The organism is Mesorhizobium sp. WSM4845 (assembly GCF_055811455.1).
In genome coordinates, this window is the sequence record NZ_JBVVQA010000038.1 from 1 (window position 1) to 20884 (window position 20884).

Here is a 20884-nt window from a genome sequence, read left to right on the forward strand (position 1 = left end):
CCCCCCCCCCCCCCCCCCCCCCCCCCCCCCCCCCCCCCCCCCCCCCCCCCCCCCCCCCCCCCCCCCCCCCCCCCCGGGCCCCCCCCCCCCCCCCCCCCCCCCCCCCCCCCCCCCCCCCGGCGGTAGCCGTGCCGGCACCGGCGGCAGGCGAGGCGCCGCCGGAGGCAGGCGGGGCGCCACCAGCGGCAGGCGCGTTTCGCGCCGAGTTGCGTCCGGGATTCGACGCCAGGAGGCCGGCCACGCTGACCGAGGTGCAGGCGCAATCCTCGGCTGTCGAGCCTGTCATCGCGCGCGTGGAGCTGCCGGTGCGTTCCGATCCGGCTCCGGTCAAATCGCCCGTGACACTTGCTGGTGACAGGGTGGCGGCCGAAGCGGCCCCGGCCGCCAAGCCGGAGCCGAATGCGCCTGCGATGGCAAGGGTTGCGGAGACGACCGACAGTATCGTTGCCGGGTGGCGGCGTGACATCGCCGCAATCAGCGAAGCGAAGACCGCGGCCAGGCCGGACAGGGCCCCAGACAGGGCTGAGCTGCGACAGACGCCGGATGCCGAACGGAAGGCTGAGGTTTTGGAGGACGCGGCCGAACCTGCTTTCGAGCCGGCCGTGCCGCGAAGCGGGTTGGCGCGCCCGGCGACGAGCGAGGCACCGTCCGCTCGTCCGGCGATCCTTTCCGAACATACGGGCCGGCAAGTTGCCGCCGCCTTCGGCGAGCTTTCCGATGCGTTCGCCAGCCGCAGCAAGAAAACCTTCGACGAGATGGCTGAGGAGATGCTGAGGCCCATGCTGCAGGACTGGCTGGACAACAATCTGCCGACGCTGGTCGAGCGGCTGGTACGCGAAGAAATCGAACGCGTGGCGCGCGGCGCGCAGTAACCGGCAAATCGCCGAAGTCGGCGCCGCCCCTCATCTGCCTGCCGGCATCTTCTCCCCGTATAGGGACGGGGAGAAGGGGCTGGCCGCAACCTGGGCGCACTTTCTGCAACGCTGGAAATTGGCGAAATCTTTTGCGATGTGTCTTTCTCCCCGTCACTATACGGGGAGAAATGCCCGGCAGGGCAATGAGGGGCAGCGCAAGCCTCTAAGCGATTGCCCTGCGACGCTCACTTCTGCAAGTTGCCCCGATCTGCCCAGGCGCTATTTGCTGGCATGGCCGTCTGCCGCTCGCTTGCGGTTGACTTGGCCAAAACCTTCCGATTTACACCGGACCAGCAAAAACCCGACAGCCCGGACGCCTTTCCATGCTCGAAAAAACCTACGACGCAAAAATCGTCGAGCCGAAGATCGCCAAAGTCTGGGAGGAGGCCGACGCGTTTCGCGCCGGCGCAGGCGCTGAGGAGGGCGCGGAAGCCTTCACCATCGTCATCCCGCCACCGAACGTCACCGGTTCGCTGCATATGGGCCATGCGCTCAACAACACGCTGCAGGACATTCTGGTGCGCTTCGAGCGCATGCGCGGCAAGAACGTGCTGTGGCAGCCCGGCATGGACCACGCCGGCATCGCCACGCAGATGGTGGTCGAGCGCCAGCTCATGGAGAAGCAGATCCACCGCCGCGACCTGACGCGCGATGAGTTCATCGAGAAGGTCTGGGAGTGGAAGGCCGAATCCGGCGGCGCGATCTTCAACCAGCTGAAGCGGCTGGGGGCCTCGGCCGACTGGAGCCGAGAGCGTTTCACCATGGACGAGGGTCTGTCCAGGGCGGTGCTCGAAGTGTTTGTCACCCTCTACAAGCAGGGCCTGATCTACAAGGACAAGCGCCTCGTTAACTGGGACCCGAAGCTGTTGACTGCGATTTCCGACCTCGAGGTCGAACAGCAGGAGGTCAACGGCAATCTTTGGCATTTCCGCTATCCCGTCGAGGGCGAGGTCTTCGATCCGGAAAATCCAAAAACCTTCATCACCGTGGCGACGACGCGGCCCGAAACGATGCTGGGCGATACGGCGGTGGCGGTGCATCCCGACGACGAGCGTTTTCGGCATCTGGTCGGAAAGAACCTCGTCCTGCCGATCGTCGGCCGCAAGATCCCGGTGGTGGCGGACCAATATTCCGATCCGGAGAAGGGCAGCGGCGCGGTCAAGATCACGCCGGCGCACGACTTTAACGACTTCGAGGTCGGCAGGCGCCACAAGCTGCCGGCCATCAATATCCTCACCGTCGAGGCGGCGGTCGCCCTCACCGACAATGACGAGTTTCTCGCCAGGCTGGAGATAACGCCCGAGCGTCGGGCCGTCTGGGATGAGCTCAACGGGCTCGATCGTTTCGTCGCGCGCAACAAGATCGTCGAGCTGATGGAGGCGGGCGGTTTCCTCGAAAAGGTCGAGCCGCATCGCCATGCCGTGCCGCATGGCGATCGCGGCGGCGTGCCGATCGAACCGTTCCTGACCGAACAATGGTATGCGAACGCGGCGGAGCTCGCCAAGCCGGCGATCGCCTCCGTGCGCGAGGGCCGTACCAGGTTCGTGCCGAAGAACTGGGAGAAGACTTATTTCGACTGGATGGAGAACATCCAGCCCTGGTGCATTTCGCGCCAACTCTGGTGGGGACACCAGATCCCGGCCTGGTACGGGCCGGACGGCCGCATCTTCGTGGAGAAGACCGAGGAGGAGGCGCTCGCCGCCGCAATCGAATATTATCTGGCGCTGGAAGGGCCGTGGAAGGCCTGGGTCGAGGACAAACTCGAGAATTTCAAGCCGGGCGAGATCCTGACCCGCGACGAGGATGTGCTCGACACATGGTTCTCGTCGGCTCTGTGGCCGTTCTCGACGCTCGGCTGGCCGGACCAGACGCCGGAGCTGAAGACCTATTACCAGACCGACGTGCTGGTAACCGGCTTCGACATCATCTTCTTCTGGGTCGCTCGCATGATGATGATGGGCCTGCATTTCATGGGGGAGGAGCCGTTTCATACCGTCTATGTCCATGCGCTGGTGCGCGACAAGAACGGGCAGAAGATGTCGAAGTCGAAAGGCAACGTCATCGACCCGCTCGATCTCATCGACGAATATGGCGCCGACGCACTGCGCTTCACGCTGACGGTGATGGCCGCGCAAGGGCGTGACGTGAAGCTCGATCCGGCTCGTATCGCCGGCTACCGCAATTTTGGCACCAAGCTGTGGAACGCGACGCGTTTTGCCGAGATGAACGACGTCGCGAGAAACGACGATTTCTGGCTGAACGACGCCAAGCTGGCGGTCAACCGCTGGATCCTGACCGAACTGACGCGCGCGGCGCGTGAAATCACCGATGGCATCACTTCATACCGATTCAACGAGGCTGCGACTGCTGCCTACCGCTTCGTCTGGAACCTGTTCTGCGACTGGTACCTGGAACTGCTGAAGCCGGTCTTCATGGGCGCGGACGAGGCTGCCAAGGCCGAGAGCCGGGCTTGCGTCGCCTTCGTGCTCGACGAGATCTACAAGCTGCTGCATCCGATGATGCCGTTCATGACCGAAGAGCTGTGGGCTGAGACATCAGGTGAGGGCAAGCAACGGCCGTCGCTGCTTTGCCATGCCGCGTGGCCGTCGCCCGACTTCGAGGACGAGGCAGCGGCCGCCGACATCAACTGGCTGATCGACCTGGTCTCAGGCATCCGTTCCGTGCGTTCGGAAATGAACGTGCCGCCGGCGGCGATCGCGCCGCTGATGGTGATCGGCGCCAATACCGCAACCCGCGAAAGGCTTGAGCGTCAGGCATCGGCCGTCAAGCGACTGGCGCGGGTCGGCGACATCTCGCTTGTCGATACGGCGCCCAAGGGCTCCGCCCAGATCGTGCTCAACGAAGCCACCATCTGCCTGCCGCTCGGCAGCCTGATCGACCTTGCCGCCGAGGCGGCGCGGCTGCAGAAGGAATTGGTCAAGGTGACCGAAGAGATCGCCCGCCTGCACAAGAAGCTGTCCAACGACAAATTCGTCGCCAACGCGCCGGAAGATGTCGTCGAAGCCGAGCGCGAAAAACTCGCTGAGTATCGCGAGGCGCAAGAGAAGCTTTCGGTGGCGCTGACACGCGTGCGCGAAGCCGGTTGACCCATCTGTGGTATTTGAGAACCGAATTGGCGGAGGAGCGGATTTGCCAACCGGCTTCCGCTTCTTGGGCGCCTGATGCTCAGGATTCGCGAGTTCTGTGAACGCGCTTTTCGGGCGGGCTTCCTGCACGAAAAATAGGCATTCCGCAGGGTAAATCTTGACGTAAACGGAATGTTTTAGCCCCATTGTTGCCATAATGTAACAATGGGCTCAGTTGCCGCAAAACGGGCGGTTTTTGCGCCGTTCCATGTGCGTTTTTCCGAGTTTTTGCTCGATTTGCCGCACACAAGCCGTTTTCCGGCTTTGCTGTGGAGCTGTCACCCTGTCTGAAATGCGGTCGGCGAAGGCGTACATGTACGCATCGAGAATTCGTTGTTGCGCCGTTAACCTGAATTGGGTCTAGCTTAGTCCATTCGTACTAGGGGAGGAGATTCATGAACAATTTGCGTCTGAAAGCGCTGCTGGGGGCGGGGTGCTTTTCGCTATTGATGTCGGGCGTTGCCAACGCCGGCGGCTTCGACCGGGGCGGTGTCAACATCGACCAGTTGTTCGATGCCGCGCCATATTCGTTCGACGCCGGCGTCACCTATGTTTCGCCACAGCGCACACTGAAGAATGTGCAGCGCCTGGATTCTCCGCCAGCCCCGGTTGCGTTGTCGTCCTCGTCGGTGGACGTTGGCGGCGACTATGCGGTGCCGCGCGTCGGCATCAAGGCTAACATTTTTGAACCAGTGGATTGCCTTGCGACCTATACGGAACCGTATGGCGCGGAGGCGGACTTCGGAATGAACAATGCCTATTCGCCATCAGCGGTCGAATACTACGTCAGAACAAATGATTTCGGCCTTACCTGTTCCTACAAGGTGAATGTCGGCAAGGGAGCCCTGCGGTTCATTGGCGGGATCTCCTACCAGGAGGTCGATGCATTTCTGTCGCGCCAGACCTTGCTGGCCTTCGGCAATACCGGCCTTGGCAAATTCCAGCTTTCCGATGAGGCATGGGCTTGGCGCGTGGGTGCCGCCTATGAAATTCCCGAAATCGCCTTGCGCGCAAGCCTGGTCTACTCTTCGCGCTACAAATATGACGAGTTGTCGGGAACCGTCGACTCCACCGGTTTCAGGGGCACCCCTCCGGCGGATCTTGTTCCAGGCTCTACCGGGGTGTTCCCTGTGTCCGCCTCGGCCGAAATACCCCAGGCCGTGGAACTCAAGCTGCAGAGCGGCATAGCGCCGGGCTGGCTGGCGTTTGGTTCTATCCGCTGGCAGGAATGGAGCAAGCTTGGCATAATTCCGATCCAAGGTGTCCGCAGCCCTATAACCGGCGGCATACCTGGCTCCCCAGACTCGCCCGTTTCCTTCGACCTGCTCTATCGCGACGGCTGGACGGTTTCGGGCGGCATAGCGCACAAGTTCACCGACCAGTTGTCGGCCGCGGTTTCGCTGACCTGGGATCGTGGAACCTCGACGACCTCCGGCTATCAGTCGGACACCTGGTCCGTGGCCAGCGGCGTCTCCTATTCGCCGAACGACAAGATCGAGGTCAGACTTGGTGGCTCGATCGGTGTCCTGACCAGTGGGTCGTCGACCTTCACCGGTGTTGGCGACACGGCAAATGCCGTCACCTACACATATGACGACGATCTGCTCCTTGCTGGCTCAGCTTCGGTTAAGGTCAAGTTCTAAACATCTGTTTTTAACAGCAAAAGGGCCGGGCAATGCCCGGCCCTTTTGCTTGAGGGGCTTGCCCGCGACCAGGCGGCGCTGCAACGACGCCGATTCCCTCTGTCTCACGCGATCGTGATGTTTTGGCAACAGTTTCTGAACAACCCTCGCGCCACAACCGCGCCCGCCGACATTGCCTACTTCCCGCCATAAACCCGGCGCACCTCGAATGCGTCCCAGGGCATGCCAAAAGGCTCGGCGTTGGGGCAGGTCGCACCGCTCGCGGCAAGGGAAGAGAATGAACGCCAGAGTCATCTCCAAGGCCAAGCTGCCCAGCCGCTATGTGACCGTCGGTCCGGCGCGTGCGCCGCACCGATCCTATCTTTATGCGATGGGCTTGTCGGCGGCCGAGATCGCGCAGCCACTGGTCGGCGTCGCCAGCTGCTGGAACGAGGCGGCACCCTGCAACATCTCGCTGATGCGCCAGGCGCAGGTGGTCAAGAAGGGCGTTGCCGCGGCTAGCGGCACGCCGCGCGAATTCTGCACCATCACCGTCACGGACGGCATCGCCATGGGCCACCAGGGCATGAAATCGTCACTGGTGTCGCGCGAGGTCATCGCCGATTCGGTCGAACTCACCATGCGCGGCCATTGCTACGATGCGCTGGTCGGCCTTGCCGGTTGCGACAAGTCGCTGCCCGGCATGATGATGGCCATGGTGCGGCTCAACGTGCCGTCGATCTTCATTTATGGCGGCTCGATCCTGCCCGGTTCCTACAAGGGCCGGCAGATCACCGTGCAGGATGTGTTCGAGGCCGTCGGCCAGCACTCGGTCGGCACGATCGGCGATGCCGAACTCCTCGAAATCGAGCAAGCCGCTTGTCCGTCGGCCGGCTCCTGTGGCGCCCAATTCACCGCCAACACCATGGCCACCGTCGCCGAGGCGATCGGGTTGGCGCTGCCCTATTCCTGCGGGGCGCCGGCGCCCTATGAGATGCGCGACCGCTTCAATTTCGCCTCCGGCGAAAAGATCATGGAGCTGATTGCAAAAAATATCCGCCCGCGCGACATCGTCACTCTGGAGGCGCTGGAGAATGCGGCGACCGTGGTCTCGGCCACCGGCGGCTCGACCAACGCGGCGCTGCATCTGCCGGCGATCGCGCATGAGGCGGGGATAAAGTTCGACCTGTTCGACGTCGCCAGGATCTTCCAGAAGACGCCTTATATCGCCGACCTGAAGCCGGGCGGCAAATATGTCGCCAAGGACATGTTCGAGGCCGGCGGCATTCCGCTCTTGATGAAGACGTTGCTCGACCACGGCTATCTGCATGGCGACTGCCTGACCGTGACCGGCCGCACTTTAGCCGAAAATATGGAGCACGTTGCCTGGAATGATAGCCAGGATGTGGTCCGTCCCGCCAACCGACCAATCACCCGAACGGGTGGCGTCGTGGGCTTGAAGGGAAACCTTGCCCCCGAAGGCGCGATCGTGAAGGTCGCGGGCATGTCGGAGCTTAAATTCTCTGGCCCGGCACGCTGCTTCGATTCGGAAGAGGAATGTTTCCAGGCGGTTACGGATCGCAGCTACAGCGAAGGCGAGGTCCTCGTGATCCGCTACGAGGGACCGCGCGGCGGTCCGGGCATGCGCGAAATGCTGTCGACGACGGCGGCTCTCTATGGCCAGGGCATGGGCGGCAAGGTGGCTCTCATCACCGACGGGCGTTTTTCGGGCGCGACACGCGGTTTCTGCATCGGCCATGTCGGGCCGGAAGCCGCCGTGGGTGGCCCGATCGGGCTGCTCAGGGATGGCGACTTGATCTCGATCGATGCGGTGAACGGCACCATCGAGGTGGCGCTGTCCGACACCGAACTGGCGACCAGGGCAAAGGCATGGAAGGCGCGCGCGACCGACTATCAGTCGGGCGCGATCTGGAAATATGCACAAACGGTAGGGCCTGCCCGCGACGGGGCGGTCACCCATCCCGGTGGTGCGAGAGAAACACATTGTTATGCGGATATCTGAGTTGCTGAGGCTGTCTGTCATTTCGGCACTGGTCGCGATCGCCACTTTCGGCGCGACCTTGGGCGCCGCGGGCCAGGCCATGGCCTTCGACGACAAGGTGTTCGACGACAAGACCGGCGTGAAGCCGCAGTCGAGCCCGTGGGCAGTGTTCCAGTTCGGCTTCTCCGCCTACAAGAACGGCCGCAAGGAGCAGGCTGCGGAGGCTTATAAATACGCGGCCGAAAACGGCCAGATCGGCGCCACATGGAAGCTTGCGCGCATGTATGCCGAGGGCGACGGCGTCGAGCGCGACGACTACGCGGCCTTCAAGTTCTTCAGTGAGATCGTCGACCAGGACGTCGAGCCCGGCTCGCCCGAAGAGAGCTATGTCTCGGATGCGCTCGTGGCGCTCGGCGACTATCTGAGGAAGGGCATCCCCGGCAGCCCGATCAAAGAGAACGAGGTGGCGGCCCAGGAGTACTACATGCGCGCCGCCGCCAACTACCGCAACCCGAATGCCCAGTTCGAGATGGGCCAGATCTTCCTGAACGGCAAGGGCGGCGTCAAGGCGAGCATCAAGCAGGCCGGACGCTGGTTTCAACTCGCTGCGGAAAAGGGCCATGCCGGCGCGCAGGCGACGCTCGGCCATCTGCTCTTCCAGAGCGGCAAGATCGTTCGGGGGCTGGCGATGATGACCGCGGCGCTTGAACGAGCCGCGCCTTCCGACCAGCCATGGATACGCGGCATGCAGGAAGAGGCGTTCGCCGCCGCAGGCGAGGCCGACCGCCGCACCGCGATTTCGCTGGCCGACGACATCCTCACCAAGGGTGGCGGCGACCGGTAGTCGCGAAACCAACAGCCAGGAAAGACTGGGTCAATAGTCAGGAAGAGTGGGGATCTCGAAAAGAAAAAAACGAGATCAATTCTCGGTCGGTTGCGTTGGAACGGGACCGGACTCCGGCGTTGAAATCGGCGTGGCCGGCGGCGCCAGCTTGGTTTTAGGACAATCGTCGCGGATCCTTGTCCATGACGTGTTGTTGAGCACCATGTCGCAGCGGGCGAGATGGCTCCGGCCGGAAAGCGTCAGGCAGGCGACCTGGCCGATCTGGAATGATGTTCCGTTGGCCAGGCATGCAGGATTGGCAAACGCCGACGTTGCCGCGAGGGCGAGCGCGGCGGCACATGGGCAAATCGCAAACCTGATCGTCATCCTGAACCCCGGCCGAACCCGGATTGCAGCGGAAACCCCGATTGTGGCGATATGACGGTCTATCAACCGGCAATCCGGCGGTTCGCGCCCCGAAATGATCAGATTGGCGCAAAACCCAGTTCGATGGCCACCGGCACGTGGTCCGAGGGTTTTTCCCAGGCGCGCACATGCTTTTCGATCGAGGCCGAGGAAAAGCGATTGGCGGCCTCGGGCGAGAGCAGCAAGTGATCGATGCGGATGCCGTTGTTCTTCTGCCAGGCGCCGGCCTGATAGTCCCAGAACGTAAAAATGTCCGGCGAGTCGCTGACCGCGCGCACGGCTTCGGTGAAGCCGAGGTTCTTCAGCCGGCGGAACGCCTGCCTGGTCTGCGGCTGGAACAGCGCATCGCCGAGCCAGTTCTCCGGGAACTTCGCATCGATCGGTTCGGGGATGACATTGTAGTCGCCGGCCAGCACCAGCGCCTCTTCGAGCGAGAGCCGTTCCTCGGCCCAGCGCTCCAGCCGCGCCATCCAGGACAGCTTGTAGGAGAACTTCTTCTCGTCATCGATCGGATTGCCGTTCGGCAAGTACAGCGAGGCAACGCGCAACGCGCCCTTGTCGGTCGAGAACACGCCCTCGATGAAACGCGCCTGATCGTCGGCATCGTCGCCCGGCAGGCCCCTGATGACCTCGTCGAAGCGCAGCTTCGACAGGATGGCGACGCCGTTGAAACCCTTTTGGCCATAGATTTCGACGTTGTAGCCAAGCGCCTCGATCTCGGCCCGCGGAAACTGCTCGTCGACCGTCTTGATCTCCTGCAGGCAGGCAATATCGGGCGCGCTTTCCGTCAGCCAGTGGGTCAAATTGCCGATACGGGCCCGAACGCCATTGATGTTCCAGGTGACGATTTTCATGACGGCCTCATTGCTGTTCAGGCGGATGGCGTTCGACGAGGCCGATCGTATTGCCTGCCGGATCCTTTAGGAAGGCCATCCATTCGCTTTCCCCCGCCGGCCCGAACAGGCCCTCGGTGTCGCGGTGGACGAGCATCGGCGGCGCGGTGAAGGGGACACCGGCGGCTTTTGCCGAGGCGTGGAAATCGTCAAGGCCCGAAATGTCGAGATAGACGGTGCCGGCCGGCAGGCCATCGGTGAACAGCAGCCGCACATCGCCGGCCATGATGAAGGCGATGCCAGGCGGATCGAAGCGCACGTGCACGGCCATGCCAAGCACATCCTGCCAGAACGCCAGCGTTGCATCGAGATCGCGCCCGGCTGAAAGCGCGACCTGACGGACCGCGCTAATGGTAGGCATTCCCTAAATACTGAAGCTGGTGCCGCAGCCGCACGAGGCGACCGCATTCGGGTTCCTGATCTGGAACGACTGGCCCATCAGATCGTCGACGAAATCGATCACCGAGCCACCCATATAAACCAGCGAGAGGTCGTCGATCAGCACGGTGGCGCCGTCCTTCTCAATGGCGACGTCGTCATCGTTGCGGGTGTCGACCAGGTCGAACTTGTAGGAAAAGCCGGAACAGCCGCCGCCCTCGACCGAAACGCGCAGCGCCGTCTTGCCGGCTTCGCCAGACACAATCTTGGAAATCCGCTTGGCGGCGGCGTCGGTCATCTCGACTTTCATGGCGGTCTTGGCATCAGCGCCCATGGGCGTCACCTTGCTTTCGGTTTCACATGATAGGTATGAAGCGCGAGGGGGCAAGTCAACTGCGGCGTAGGCTATGGAAATTGGCGGGGCTATGGAAATTGGTTGGGGCTATGGAAATCGGTTGGGGCGATGACAAATGAGTTGGGCGACATCGGATTCGGCTATCGGCCACGCGCCGCCTATGCCTGCGATCCGGCAAAGTCGCGCGGGCGGCTGTTCGACGAGGTGGAGAGCCCGACCCGGACGCCGTTCCAGCGCGACCGCGACCGCATCATCCATTCGACGGCCTTCCGCCGGCTGAAGCACAAGACGCAGGTGTTCGTCGCGCATGAGGGCGACCATTACCGCACCCGGCTGACGCATTCGATCGAGGTGGCGCAGATCGCGCGCGCCCTGGCGCGGGCGCTGCGCGGCGACGAGGACCTGGCAGAGGCGGTGGCGCTGGTGCACGATTTCGGCCACACGCCCTTCGGCCATACCGGCGAGGATGCGCTGAACCAGAAGATGGCGGCCTGGGGCGGCTTCGACCACAATGCACAGTCGCTGCGCGTGGTGACGCGGCTGGAGAGCCGCTATGCCGAATTCGACGGGCTGAACCTCACCTGGGAGACGCTGGAGGGGCTGGTCAAGCACAACGGACCGCTGACCGACGCCAGCGGAAACGGGCTGAAGGGGCCGGTGCCGCAAGCGATCCGCGACTATTCGGAGCTGCACGACCTCGAGCTCGACCGCTTCGCCGGCATCGAGGCGCAGTGCGCGGCGATCGCCGACGACATCGCTTACAACAGCCATGACATCGATGACGGCCTGAGGTCGGGCCTTCTGAAATTGGACATGCTGGAAAAGGTTTCGCTGCCCGGCTCGATCCTCGACGGCGTGCGTCAGCGCTATCCGGCGCTGGACGATGTGAGGACAGGGCACGAACTGATGCGCCGGCAGATCACGATGATGGTCGAGGATGTCATCGTCTCCACCACCGCCAATCTGGCCCGCATTAAGCCGGACAGCGCCGACGCGGTGAGGGCGGCAGGCGAGACGATGGTGACCTTTTCAGCCGAAATGGCCGCTTTCGAAGAGGAATTGAAAGCCTTTCTCTACAAGCATCTCTATCGACACAGCGAAGTCGTGCGCGTGCGCAACCAGGCCGAGCAGATCGTCAACGACCTGTTCGAGGTCTATTTCGCCGATCCGCGCGCCATGCCCGATGGCTGGCGCGAAGGGCTCGACCGGGCTGATGATCGCATCAAGGCGCGCAGCGTCGCCGATTTCCTGGCGGGCATGACGGATACCTACGCTTTGAAGGAACACCGCCGTTTGTTTGACCATACGCCTGAATTAAGCTAGGCGGGGCTCGATTTTGCCGGCCAATAGACCGGTTTCCCGCAAAGCCGCCAGAGCCAGGGCCACACCAATGAACATCTTCGCCGATTTCAACGCGCGAATTATAAAGGCCGTCGAAGCGCTTGATTTGAAAGACAAAGACGGCGGTTCGCTGGACTTGTTGCGCGTCGCCGTCGAGCCGCCACGCGACGCCAGCCATGGCGACCTGGCGACCAATGCGGCAATGGTGCTGGCCAAGCCGACCGGCCAGCCGCCGCGCGCACTGGCTGAAAGGCTGGCGCAAGCGCTGCGCGCCGACCCGGACATCGCCGCTGCAGACGTTGCCGGTCCGGGCTTCGTCAATCTCAGGCTCAAGGACGCGTTCTGGCAGGTGCATCTGACTGCGCTGCTCGGCGAAGGCCGCAATTACGGCCGCTCGACCGTTGGCGGCGGCAAGAAGGCCAATGTCGAATATGTCTCGGCCAACCCGACCGGACCGATGCATGTCGGCCATTGCCGCGGCGCGGTGGTGGGTGATGCGCTCGCCAATCTGATGGCCTTCGCCGGTTATGACGTGATCAAGGAATATGTCATCAACGACGCTGGTTCGCAGATCGACGTGCTCGGCCGCTCGGTCATGCTGCGTTACCGCGAGGCGCTCGGCGACGACATCGGCGAGATTCCTGCCGGGCTCTATCCAGGCGACTATCTCGTGCCGGTCGGCCAGGCTCTGGTAAGCGAATTTGGCCGTTCCTTGCTGCAGATGCCGGATGAGGAAGCGCTTGCCATTGTCAAGGACAGGACGATCGACGCGATGATGGCAATGATCCGTGAGGATCTGGCGCTGCTCAATGTGCATCACGACGTCTTTTTCTCGGAGCGCACCCTACACGCCGACAACGCCCGGAAAATCCGCTCGGCGATCAATGACCTGACCCTCAAGGGCCATATCTACAAGGGCAAGCTGCCGCCGCCCAAGGGCGAGAAGCCGGACGACTGGGAGGATCGCGAGCAGACGCTGTTCCGCTCGACAGCGGTCGGCGACGACATGGACCGGGCGCTGGTCAAGTCGGACGGCACCTTCACCTATTTTGCCGCGGACGTCGCCTATCTGAAGGACAAGGTCGATCGCGGTTTCGTCGAGCTAATCTATGTGCTTGGCGCCGATCATGGCGGTTATGTGAAGCGCCTGGAAGCGCTCGCCCGGGCGATTTCCGGCGACGAGGTGAAGCTCACCGTGCTGCTTTGCCAGTTGGTAAAGCTTTTTCGCGAGGGCGAGCCGGTGCGCATGTCGAAGCGGTCGGGCGATTTCGTAACGCTGCGCGAAGTGGTGGAGGAGGTCGGTCGCGACCCGATCCGCTTCATGATGCTCTACCGCAAGAACGATGCGCCGCTCGATTTCGACTTCGCCAAAGTGACCGAGCAGTCGAAGGACAATCCGGTGTTCTACGTCCAGTACGCCTCGGCGCGCTGCCATTCGGTGTTCCGGCAGGCGAGCGAACAGCTGGGCGAGGCCAATTTCGACCGCAATCGGCTGGCCGCCGCTACCGCTTCGCTGACCGACGAAGGCGAGATCGGCCTGATCAGGAAGCTTGCCGAATATCCGCGGCTGATCGAATCCGCGGCACTTGCGCTCGAGCCGCACCGGCTGGCATTCTACCTCTACGATCTCGCCTCCAGCTTCCACGGACATTGGAACCGCGGCACCGAAAATCCCGACTTACGTTTTGTTAAGGTTAACGACCGACAATTGACCCATGCCAGACTAGGGCTGGTGCAGGCTGTTTCGGACGTTTTGACGTCCGGCCTGACGCTGATCGGAGCCGATGCGCCCACCGAAATGCGTTAGGTTTGACTAAAAAACCTGTCACCTTTTGCCCACATTGCGCTGGTAAGGGCCAACCCTGCGCGACGTCCACGGCGTCCGAATGAGTGCGAGTTCGGGAACAATAATGGCAGACAGAACCCAGCTGAAAGCAGCCGCCCAAAACGATATCGCCAACGATGATCCGTTCGCGGAACTGACCAGGATCATGGGCTTCGACCCGCGCCAGCCGGTCAAGCCGCAGGCCCAGTCGACGGCGGCTGCAGCAAGTCAGCCAGCGGACGACGGCGATTTCGGCATCGACCTCGAGAAGGAACTGATGGGCGAATTCGGCGGCGACGCCAATGACAGCGCAGCCGAGCTTCGCGAGCCGGCTTTCGACGCGGCTGCTACTGACCCAATCGACGACGAGCTTGTCGCGTCGCTCGAACAGGATCTCCTGCTCGACGACGATGCGGTAGACGAAATCGCCGATGCCGTTGCTATCGACGATGTTCGCTCTGGCGTTGCCGGAACTTCCTCGGCTGCTGAAGCTGCTTTCGACGACGATTTCGACGAAGCGCTCGTCAGTTCGCTCGAAGACGTGTCGCTATTCGAAGACGATTTGCCCGTGGACGACGGGCTTGGGAACGACGAGCTTGGGAACGACAGGCTAGGGAACGACAGGCTTGCCGCGTCGCTCGAACAGGATTTCCGGCTGGACGACGACACGGCGGACGAAACTGCCCATGTCGTTGCCGCCGCCGACCTGGGTTCCGGTGTTGCCGAAGTATCCGCGCCGGCTGTTGAAGCGGCGTTCGACGACGATTTTGACCATGCGATCGCCAGTTCGCTCGAAGACGTGTCGCCGTTCGAAGACGATTTGCCGGTAAACGACGAACTCTCTGCGTCGCTCGAACAGGATTTCCGGCTGGACGACGATGCGACGGACGAACAGAATACCGTCGCCGACATCTCCGCGCCGGCCGCTGACCCCGCCTTCGACGATGAATTCGACAACGCCGTCGCAAGCTCGCTCGGAGACGAGCTGACGCTCGACGAGCACGTGCAGGTGGAGCAGGCTGCCGAAGCCGCCGACATCGCCGCGCCGGCCGCCGAATCCGGGTTCGACGATGAATTCGACAACGCCGTCGCAAGCTCGCTCGAAGACGAGCGGACGCTCGACGAGCATGAGCCGATCGAGGCCGCTGTCGAGGCTCCCGCTGCGGCTGTTTGGGCCGTTTCGGATGAGTCCGACGAGGACTTTGCCGAACACGACACTATGGCCGACGTCGCCATGGATGACGTCGACATGGATTTCGACATTTGCACGGCTGAGCCGATCGAAGTCGACGAGCCGGAAATTGACGAGCCGGATTCTATCGCCGCCAACGACGACGAGCCTTCCGCCGCGACCCCGGAACATGCGTTGGACGACGACCTTGAATTGAGCTTGGACGACACGCTTGCCGATGAAGCCGAGGAGCCGGCTACTCGGGCCCCCGGCGTTGCAGCCGAACCGACGGCGCCAGCCGCCGTCGCTGAGGAGCGGAGCCTCGAAGACGAATTGAACGCGCTGTTGGGCACCATGAGCGCACGGGCTGCCCCGGTGGCAGCGTCCGCGGCCGCCATGGTCCAGCAACCTGTAGCCGCGGCTGGAGAAGCCGCCGACGAACCAGTGGATCCCACCGACGAACTGGCCGGGAGCCTTGACGAGCAAGACCTTTCGGAGCAGTCGAATGAAGACGCGGTCCAGGCCGCCGACGCCGATCTCGACACCGTTCTCCTCGACGGGCTCGTGGGCCATGATTTCGGCGCTGAAGATGCTGCCGGACCGGCTGATATCGATTTCGACGACGATGCATTGCACGCCGCCTTCGCCAAGGACATCGGTCTGGATCATGGCGATGACGTTGCGGCCGCCGCTCCACAGCAGGATCCGAATGATTCGCTCAGCTGGATGACGGCACCCTCCGCCGCGCCTGCGCCGGCCCGTTCGTGGAGCCGCGTAACGCCGGTCGCACAGCCGCAGCCTGCCTTTGCAGCCCAGCCGACGGCTTCGGCGACCACAGAAACAACGACACCGCCAACGGCTGCGGCACCCTCCTATCAGGATGAGCCGGCCTATCATGATGAGCCAGCTGAAGGCGATGCCGCCGATGCGGCGCCTGCGCCAGTGCAAAGCGAACAAGCCTCTGCATATGACGAGATGCCCGATGTCGAGACGGTCGATGTGCCCGAGCGCGTCGTGGCGCTGGCGGACGACCTCGATATTCCGGAACTCGACTCCAATGAAGACGAACTGCCGGCGCCTGCCTATGACGATCTCGATACCGAGTTCGCCAACCTTCTCTCGGAAATGAATGCCGTGGACGTCGCTGCCGGGCCGGCGCGCAGCGCGGCCTATGACGACGAATCCTACAATACCGGATTCAAGCCGGGGGCCGGACCCCAGCCGAGGGCAGGGTTCCAGTCAGGCCATGAGTCCGACCGCGTTGAAACGCGAACCTATGCGGCGAGACCCGCAGTATCGCCCGTCAATGCCTCTTACGCCGATGCCGCCAGCGGCTTCGATCTGGGCGACTTGCCCAGCGGCCGACCGGTTTCGCAAGTGCAAGCCAACGACTTTGCCCTGGACGAACTCGACTACGACCCCGAACTGGATGAGGCCATGTCGGTTCCAGGCCTGGCCGAGCAGGATGCCGCGAGGCCCCGGAGCCGCGGCCTGCTGGTCGCCGCAGTCGTCGGCGCCGTGGCGATCGCCGGCGGTCTCGGCGCCTTCGCGCTGTCTTTCGGCGGCAACGGCGGCACCGATGCGCCGGTCATCGTCAAGGCGGACAACGCACCGATCAAGGTCAGGCCGGAAAACCCGGGCGGCACCGTCGTGCCGAACCAGGACAACAAGGTTTACGACGCCGTGGCCAAGGGGGGCGCGAGGCCTGCCGAACCGGTCCAGGAAAAACTGGTCACCAACACCGAAGAGCCGGTGGACGTGGCGGCCAAGGAACCGCCGCAGAGCCGTGTGGTCGATCTTTCGCCCGACGACATCGACACGGCTGAAGCCGCCGATGCGGCCGGCGGCACGCAAGCGGCCGGCGGCACGCAAGCGGCCGGCGGCACGCAAGCGGCCGGCGGCACGCAAGCGGCCGGGAATGCCGACGCCGCCGCGCCGGCACCCAAGTCCGAGGATCGTATCGCCCAGGTTCTGCAAGAGGCCGAGCAGGGCATCGAGCCGGATGTCGTCGCCGTTGCGCCACGCAAGGTGAGAACCATGGTGGTCAAATCTGATGGTTCACTGGTTGCGCGCGAGGATCCGGCGCCTGCGGCATCGCAGGTGGCTGCCGTCGAGCCTGTCGATCCAGCGCCGCAGCTTGTGGCCCCGGCGGGTCAGGCCGGCGAAGCGGCGCAGACCGGTACCGTAGCGTCTGTTGCCGACCAGGCAAGTGGCGACCTGTTGGGCGGCGACCCAGTGGCCGGCGACCGGGCCGAAACCGCCACGCCGGAAGCAGTCAATCTGGCCGCCGTGCCCACGGCTGAGGCTGAAGCTCAAACCAACCAGCCTGCCAACACGCCGGCCACGGTTCCGGTGGCGCCGCAGCGTCCGTCCGACCAGCCGGTCGACGTCGTCGGTGAGGTCAAGCCCGACCAGGTTGCGTCCATCAGTCCGGCGGCGGCCTCGACCGGCGGTGGCTCGTGGTCGATGCAGATCGCCTCGCAGCCGACCGTCGAAAGCGCCCAGTCGACCTATCAGGATCTGCAGCGTCGCTATGGCAGCGTGCTTTCCGGCCACACGGCCAACATCGTCAAGGCCGAGATCGCCGGCAAGGGAACGTTCTATCGCGTTCGCGTCCCGGCGAAGTCGCGCAACGATGCGATCAGCCTGTGCACCAACTACAAGGCTGCCGGCGGCAACTGTTTCGTGTCGCGCTAACCATTTTCAAATCTCCCGCCCTTGGGCCGAAAGAACCGGCGCGGTCACAGACCACGCCGGTTTTCTATGGTGGAAGGAGTTCCTCGTGTGGAAGGGATTCCGGCTCGAGCGATGTGGCTCGATGCGATTCCCTTTGTCTGCGTGAAGCTCTAAACTCCCGCCCATGACCGAATCAAAATCCATGATCCTTGGCTGCGCCGGGAAATCGCTCACACGCGATGAAATCAGTTTCTATCGCAGCGAATGCCCGTGGGGATTCATCCTGTTTGCCCGCAACATCGGCGAGGCCGAGCAGATCCGAGATCTGGTCGCCGCGATGCGCGATTGTGTCGAGCGCCCGGACGCCCCGGTGTTCATCGACCAGGAAGGCGGCCGTGTGCAGCGCCTGCGGCCGCCGCTGGCACCGAATTATCCGGCCGGTGGCGCGCTCGGCGCCTTGTGGCGCAACGACCACGATGCCGGCAACCGCGCAGTATGGCTGATGGCGCGGCTGCATGCTTTCGACCTGCTGCGCTACGGTATCACGGCTGATTGCCTGCCGGTGCTCGACGTGCCGATCGAGGGCGCCAGCGACGTCATCGGCGCGCGCGCCTATGGCAAGGAGCCTCGTGCCGTCATCGAACTGGGCCGCGCCGCGGCGGAGGGCCTGATGTCGGGAGGCGTGCTGCCGGTGATGAAGCATATTCCCGGGCATGGACGGGCCTTTGCCGACACGCATTTCGAACTGCCGACCGTCGATGCCTCGATGAGCGACTTGCAGCGGCATGATTTCGCCCCGTTCAGGGAGCTCAATCATTTGCCGATGGCGATGACGGCGCATGTCGTCTACAGCGCGATCGACCCGAAGAACCCGGCCACCACCTCCGGCAAGGTCATCGACGAGATCATCCGCGGCGAAATCGGTTTCGACGGGCTGCTGATGAGCGACGACACCTCGATGAAGGCACTTTCTGGGGATTTCCCGACAAAGGCGGCGGCGATCCTTGCGGCGGGCTGCGATCTGGTCCTTCACTGCAACGGCGTTTTCGAGGAGATGGTCGGCATTGCGTCGCGCACAATGGGGCTTGAAGGCACGTCGCTGCAACGCGCGCAACGGGCGCTGACCTATATCAAGAACCGCGATCGGGCTGATGAAGCCGAGATACGCGCCGAATTCGCCACCTATTTCGATGCGGTGACCTAGACCATGATGCCGAACGGAGGGAGCCGGTTTTTCGGAACAGATCACGGTCAAACAAGAAGATAGAAGCAAAGGACGCGACAGGAAGTGGCGGAAACGTTGGACAGCAAGGCCGGCAAGGCCGCACCGATGGACCGTCTTTGGGCCGAGAACGACGATTCGCGGCTGACCGGCGATCCCGCGCTGGTCGTCGATGTCGACGGTTTCGAGGGCCCGCTCGATCTTCTGCTGCATCTTGCCCGCAACCAGAAGGTCGATCTGTCGCGCATCTCGATCCTGGCGCTTGCCGAGCAATATCTGGCCTTCGTCGAAAAGGTGAGGGCGCTCAGGCTGGAGCTTGCCGCCGACTATTTGGTGATGGCGGCGTGGCTGGCGTTTCTCAAGTCGAAGCTTTTGATCCCCAAGCAACCCGGCGACGACGGTGAAAGCGGCGAGGAACTGGCGGCGGTGCTGCAATTCCGGTTGAAGCGGCTGGAAGCGATGCGTGACGCGGCGGCACGCCTGGTCAATCGCAATCGGCTCGGGCGCGACGTGTTCGCCCGCGGCATGCCGGAAATGGTCATCGTCGAGAAACGCAACGCCTATTCGGCCTCGCTCTACGATCTGCTGACCGCCTATGCGGCGCAACGCCAGAAGCAGGCGATCACCAATGTGACGATCGCCAGGCGCGGTGTGTGGTCGCTCAAGGATGCGCGCGACATCCTGAACAGACTGATCGGCACGCTTGCCGACTGGACGGCGCTGGACCGTTTCCTGGTCGAATATCTGACCGACCCGGACGAGCGGCGTACCGCGATTGCCAGTTCGTTTGCGGCGACGCTGGAGCTGGTGCGCGAAGGCAAAATGGAAATGCGGCAGGACGACGTGTTCGCGCCGCTCTATCTGCGCGGTCGTGCGCAAGGCATCAGGGCAGTTGAGGTGGCATCATGAGCGAGCGTACCAACGCTTCGGTCATTCCGTTCAAGGTCGACGACGAGACCGAAGACGGCGTGCTCGCCGAGGTGCCGGCAGAAAGTCAGGCCCAGAACTTGTCCCAGAATCCTGGCGAGCGGCTGCATATGGCAGAGGCCGTGCGCATGGCCGAGGCGATCGTGTTCGCCAGCGCCGAGCCGGTCAGCGAAAGGCAGCTTGCCGGGCGCCTGCCCGACGGCATCAATATTGCCGCGGCGATGGCTGAACTGCAGCAGATTTATGCGCGGCGCGGCGTTAATCTGGTGCGCGTTGGCGATGCCTGGGCGTTCCGCACCGCCGGCGATCTCGCTTTCCTGATGAGCCGCGACACGGTGCAGCAGAAGAAGCTTTCCCGTGCGGCGCTCGAAGTGCTGGCGATCATCGCCTACCACCAGCCGGTGACGCGCGCCGAGATCGAGGATATCAGAGGCGTCGAGACCTCGAAGGGCACGCTGGACACGCTGATGGAGACCGAATGGGTGAAGATGCGCGGCCGGCGCCGCACGCCCGGCCGTCCCGTCACCTACGGCACCACCGACATCTTCCTCGACCATTTCGCGTTGGAGGAGATTCGCGATCTCCCAGGCATGGAGGAATTGAAGGGTGCCGGGCTGCTTTCGGGCCGCATGCCGTCGAATTTTTCCATTCCGATGCCGCCGGCCGACCCGGACGTGCTGACCGATGACGAGGATCCGCTGACCGACATCGACCTTGAGGAACTCGGCCTGTTGACGCCGCGTGTCGAGGAAGATTGACCGCAAACGACGTGCCGAAAGCGATGGTATTTAGCGGCTGCGCCGATAGGTAGCGGGCTGAGGCGCCGAAACTGCGTGACTTCGGCCACTCATTTATAAACTCTGTCGCGGTTGTGTTTGAATCCCGGCGCGAAAGCGCATAGATCATCGTCAGAGAAAACTTTCGAGAGAGATTGTTATGGGTTCATTTTCGATTTGGCATTGGCTGATCGTGCTGGTGATCGTGCTGCTGGTATTCGGTCGCGGCAAGATTCCCGAGCTGATGGGTGACATGGCCAAGGGTATCAAGAGCTTCAAGAAGGGCATCGCCGACGACGAGGTTGCTGAGGACAAGCGCACCGTCGAGCACCGTGCGGACGAAACCGTTTCGGCAGCGAAGGAAAAGGCCAGCAAGAGCTGAGCCCA

16 protein-coding genes are annotated in these 20884 nt (G+C 63.1%); 12 read left to right on the forward strand and 4 right to left on the reverse strand.

The annotated features are described in order from the left end of the window. Positions 1 to 128: 128 nt before the first annotated feature. From AC0L2C_RS29600 to AC0L2C_RS29620, 5 genes are all read left to right on the forward strand, one after another. Positions 129 to 872, forward strand: coding sequence for a PopZ family protein (locus AC0L2C_RS29600; RefSeq protein WP_473525091.1), 744 nt, complete (start codon positions 129 to 131; stop codon positions 870 to 872). 365 nt (positions 873 to 1237) lie between these two features. Further along, the gene (locus AC0L2C_RS29605; RefSeq protein WP_287395002.1) at positions 1238 to 4021 is read left to right on the forward strand and encodes a valine--tRNA ligase; all 2784 of its coding nucleotides are present in this window, start codon (positions 1238 to 1240) and stop codon (positions 4019 to 4021) included. Between the two features lie 434 nt (positions 4022 to 4455). Further along, the gene (locus tag AC0L2C_RS29610; protein ID WP_287240630.1) at positions 4456 to 5703 is read left to right on the forward strand and encodes an OmpP1/FadL family transporter; all 1248 of its coding nucleotides are present in this window, start codon (positions 4456 to 4458) and stop codon (positions 5701 to 5703) included. A 277-nt stretch (positions 5704 to 5980) separates the two neighbouring features. Further along, the gene (ilvD, locus tag AC0L2C_RS29615; protein ID WP_473525092.1) at positions 5981 to 7705 is read left to right on the forward strand and encodes a dihydroxy-acid dehydratase; all 1725 of its coding nucleotides are present in this window, start codon (positions 5981 to 5983) and stop codon (positions 7703 to 7705) included. Continuing rightward, positions 7692 to 8528, forward strand: a complete 837-nt coding sequence (locus AC0L2C_RS29620) for a tetratricopeptide repeat protein (RefSeq protein WP_287240628.1) — start codon at positions 7692 to 7694, stop codon at positions 8526 to 8528. The genes ilvD and AC0L2C_RS29620 overlap by 14 nt, the downstream gene beginning before the upstream one ends. A gap of 75 nt (positions 8529 to 8603) precedes the next feature. On the opposite strand, the gene AC0L2C_RS29625 is transcribed toward AC0L2C_RS29620, so the two are convergent. From AC0L2C_RS29625 to erpA, 4 genes are all read right to left on the reverse strand, one after another. Continuing rightward, positions 8604 to 8894 carry a hypothetical protein gene (locus AC0L2C_RS29625; RefSeq protein WP_287077202.1) on the reverse strand — a complete coding sequence of 97 codons (291 nt, stop codon included), beginning with the start codon at positions 8892 to 8894 and terminating at the stop codon, positions 8604 to 8606. Positions 8895 to 8992: 98 nt separating this feature from the next. Then, entirely contained in the window at positions 8993 to 9787 is a 795-nt protein-coding gene (gene xth, locus AC0L2C_RS29630) for an exodeoxyribonuclease III (RefSeq protein WP_128246786.1), read from the reverse strand. Positions 9788 to 9794: 7 nt separating this feature from the next. Then, entirely contained in the window at positions 9795 to 10187 is a 393-nt protein-coding gene (locus AC0L2C_RS29635) for a VOC family protein (RefSeq protein WP_023802579.1), read from the reverse strand. Between the two features lie 3 nt (positions 10188 to 10190). Then, the gene (erpA, locus tag AC0L2C_RS29640; RefSeq protein WP_473525093.1) at positions 10191 to 10538 is read right to left on the reverse strand and encodes an iron-sulfur cluster insertion protein ErpA; all 348 of its coding nucleotides are present in this window, start codon (positions 10536 to 10538) and stop codon (positions 10191 to 10193) included. A gap of 129 nt (positions 10539 to 10667) precedes the next feature. On the opposite strand from erpA, the gene AC0L2C_RS29645 reads away from it, so the two are divergent. The 7 genes from AC0L2C_RS29645 (at position 10668) to AC0L2C_RS29675 (ending at position 20879) form a co-directional block, all read left to right on the forward strand. Continuing rightward, complete coding sequence (locus tag AC0L2C_RS29645) at positions 10668 to 11882, forward strand: deoxyguanosinetriphosphate triphosphohydrolase (protein ID WP_287240624.1); 1215 nt, start codon at positions 10668 to 10670, stop codon at positions 11880 to 11882. Positions 11883 to 11949: 67 nt separating this feature from the next. Continuing rightward, entirely contained in the window at positions 11950 to 13707 is a 1758-nt protein-coding gene (argS, locus tag AC0L2C_RS29650) for an arginine--tRNA ligase (RefSeq protein WP_128246783.1), read from the forward strand. 103 nt (positions 13708 to 13810) lie between these two features. Beyond that, positions 13811 to 17593: an SPOR domain-containing protein gene (locus AC0L2C_RS29655; protein ID WP_473525094.1), complete on the forward strand. Its 3783-nt coding sequence runs from the start codon at positions 13811 to 13813 to the stop codon at positions 17591 to 17593. A gap of 163 nt (positions 17594 to 17756) precedes the next feature. Continuing rightward, entirely contained in the window at positions 17757 to 18776 is a 1020-nt protein-coding gene (gene nagZ / locus AC0L2C_RS29660) for a beta-N-acetylhexosaminidase (RefSeq protein WP_287240620.1), read from the forward strand. Between the two features lie 126 nt (positions 18777 to 18902). After that, positions 18903 to 19703 (forward strand): segregation and condensation protein A, encoded by an 801-nt coding sequence (locus AC0L2C_RS29665; RefSeq protein ID WP_023802574.1) that lies wholly within the window; start codon positions 18903 to 18905, stop codon positions 19701 to 19703. Then, positions 19700 to 20479, forward strand: coding sequence for an SMC-Scp complex subunit ScpB (gene scpB / locus AC0L2C_RS29670; protein ID WP_287229315.1), 780 nt, complete (start codon positions 19700 to 19702; stop codon positions 20477 to 20479). The genes AC0L2C_RS29665 and scpB overlap by 4 nt, the downstream gene beginning before the upstream one ends. 178 nt (positions 20480 to 20657) lie before the next feature. Next, the gene (locus AC0L2C_RS29675) at positions 20658 to 20879 is read left to right on the forward strand and encodes a twin-arginine translocase TatA/TatE family subunit (protein WP_023802572.1); all 222 of its coding nucleotides are present in this window, start codon (positions 20658 to 20660) and stop codon (positions 20877 to 20879) included. The last annotated feature ends 5 nt before the right edge of the window (positions 20880 to 20884 follow it).

Coding starts and splice junctions, on each gene's coding strand:
- AC0L2C_RS29605 (WP_287395002.1), top strand. CDS start 1,238: ATGCTCGAAAAAACCTACGACGCAAAAATCGTCGAGCCGAAGATCGCC.
- AC0L2C_RS29610 (WP_287240630.1), top strand. CDS start 4,456: ATGAACAATTTGCGTCTGAAAGCGCTGCTGGGGGCGGGGTGCTTTTCG.
- ilvD (WP_473525092.1), top strand. CDS start 5,981: ATGAACGCCAGAGTCATCTCCAAGGCCAAGCTGCCCAGCCGCTATGTG.
- AC0L2C_RS29620 (WP_287240628.1), top strand. CDS start 7,692: ATGCGGATATCTGAGTTGCTGAGGCTGTCTGTCATTTCGGCACTGGTC.
- AC0L2C_RS29625 (WP_287077202.1), bottom strand. CDS start 8,894: ATGACGATCAGGTTTGCGATTTGCCCATGTGCCGCCGCGCTCGCCCTC.
- xth (WP_128246786.1), bottom strand. CDS start 9,787: ATGAAAATCGTCACCTGGAACATCAATGGCGTTCGGGCCCGTATCGGC.
- AC0L2C_RS29635 (WP_023802579.1), bottom strand. CDS start 10,187: ATGCCTACCATTAGCGCGGTCCGTCAGGTCGCGCTTTCAGCCGGGCGC.
- erpA (WP_473525093.1), bottom strand. CDS start 10,538: ATGGGCGCTGATGCCAAGACCGCCATGAAAGTCGAGATGACCGACGCC.
- AC0L2C_RS29645 (WP_287240624.1), top strand. CDS start 10,668: ATGACAAATGAGTTGGGCGACATCGGATTCGGCTATCGGCCACGCGCC.
- argS (WP_128246783.1), top strand. CDS start 11,950: ATGAACATCTTCGCCGATTTCAACGCGCGAATTATAAAGGCCGTCGAA.
- AC0L2C_RS29655 (WP_473525094.1), top strand. CDS start 13,811: ATGGCAGACAGAACCCAGCTGAAAGCAGCCGCCCAAAACGATATCGCC.
- nagZ (WP_287240620.1), top strand. CDS start 17,757: ATGACCGAATCAAAATCCATGATCCTTGGCTGCGCCGGGAAATCGCTC.
- AC0L2C_RS29665 (WP_023802574.1), top strand. CDS start 18,903: ATGGACCGTCTTTGGGCCGAGAACGACGATTCGCGGCTGACCGGCGAT.
- scpB (WP_287229315.1), top strand. CDS start 19,700: ATGAGCGAGCGTACCAACGCTTCGGTCATTCCGTTCAAGGTCGACGAC.
- AC0L2C_RS29675 (WP_023802572.1), top strand. CDS start 20,658: ATGGGTTCATTTTCGATTTGGCATTGGCTGATCGTGCTGGTGATCGTG.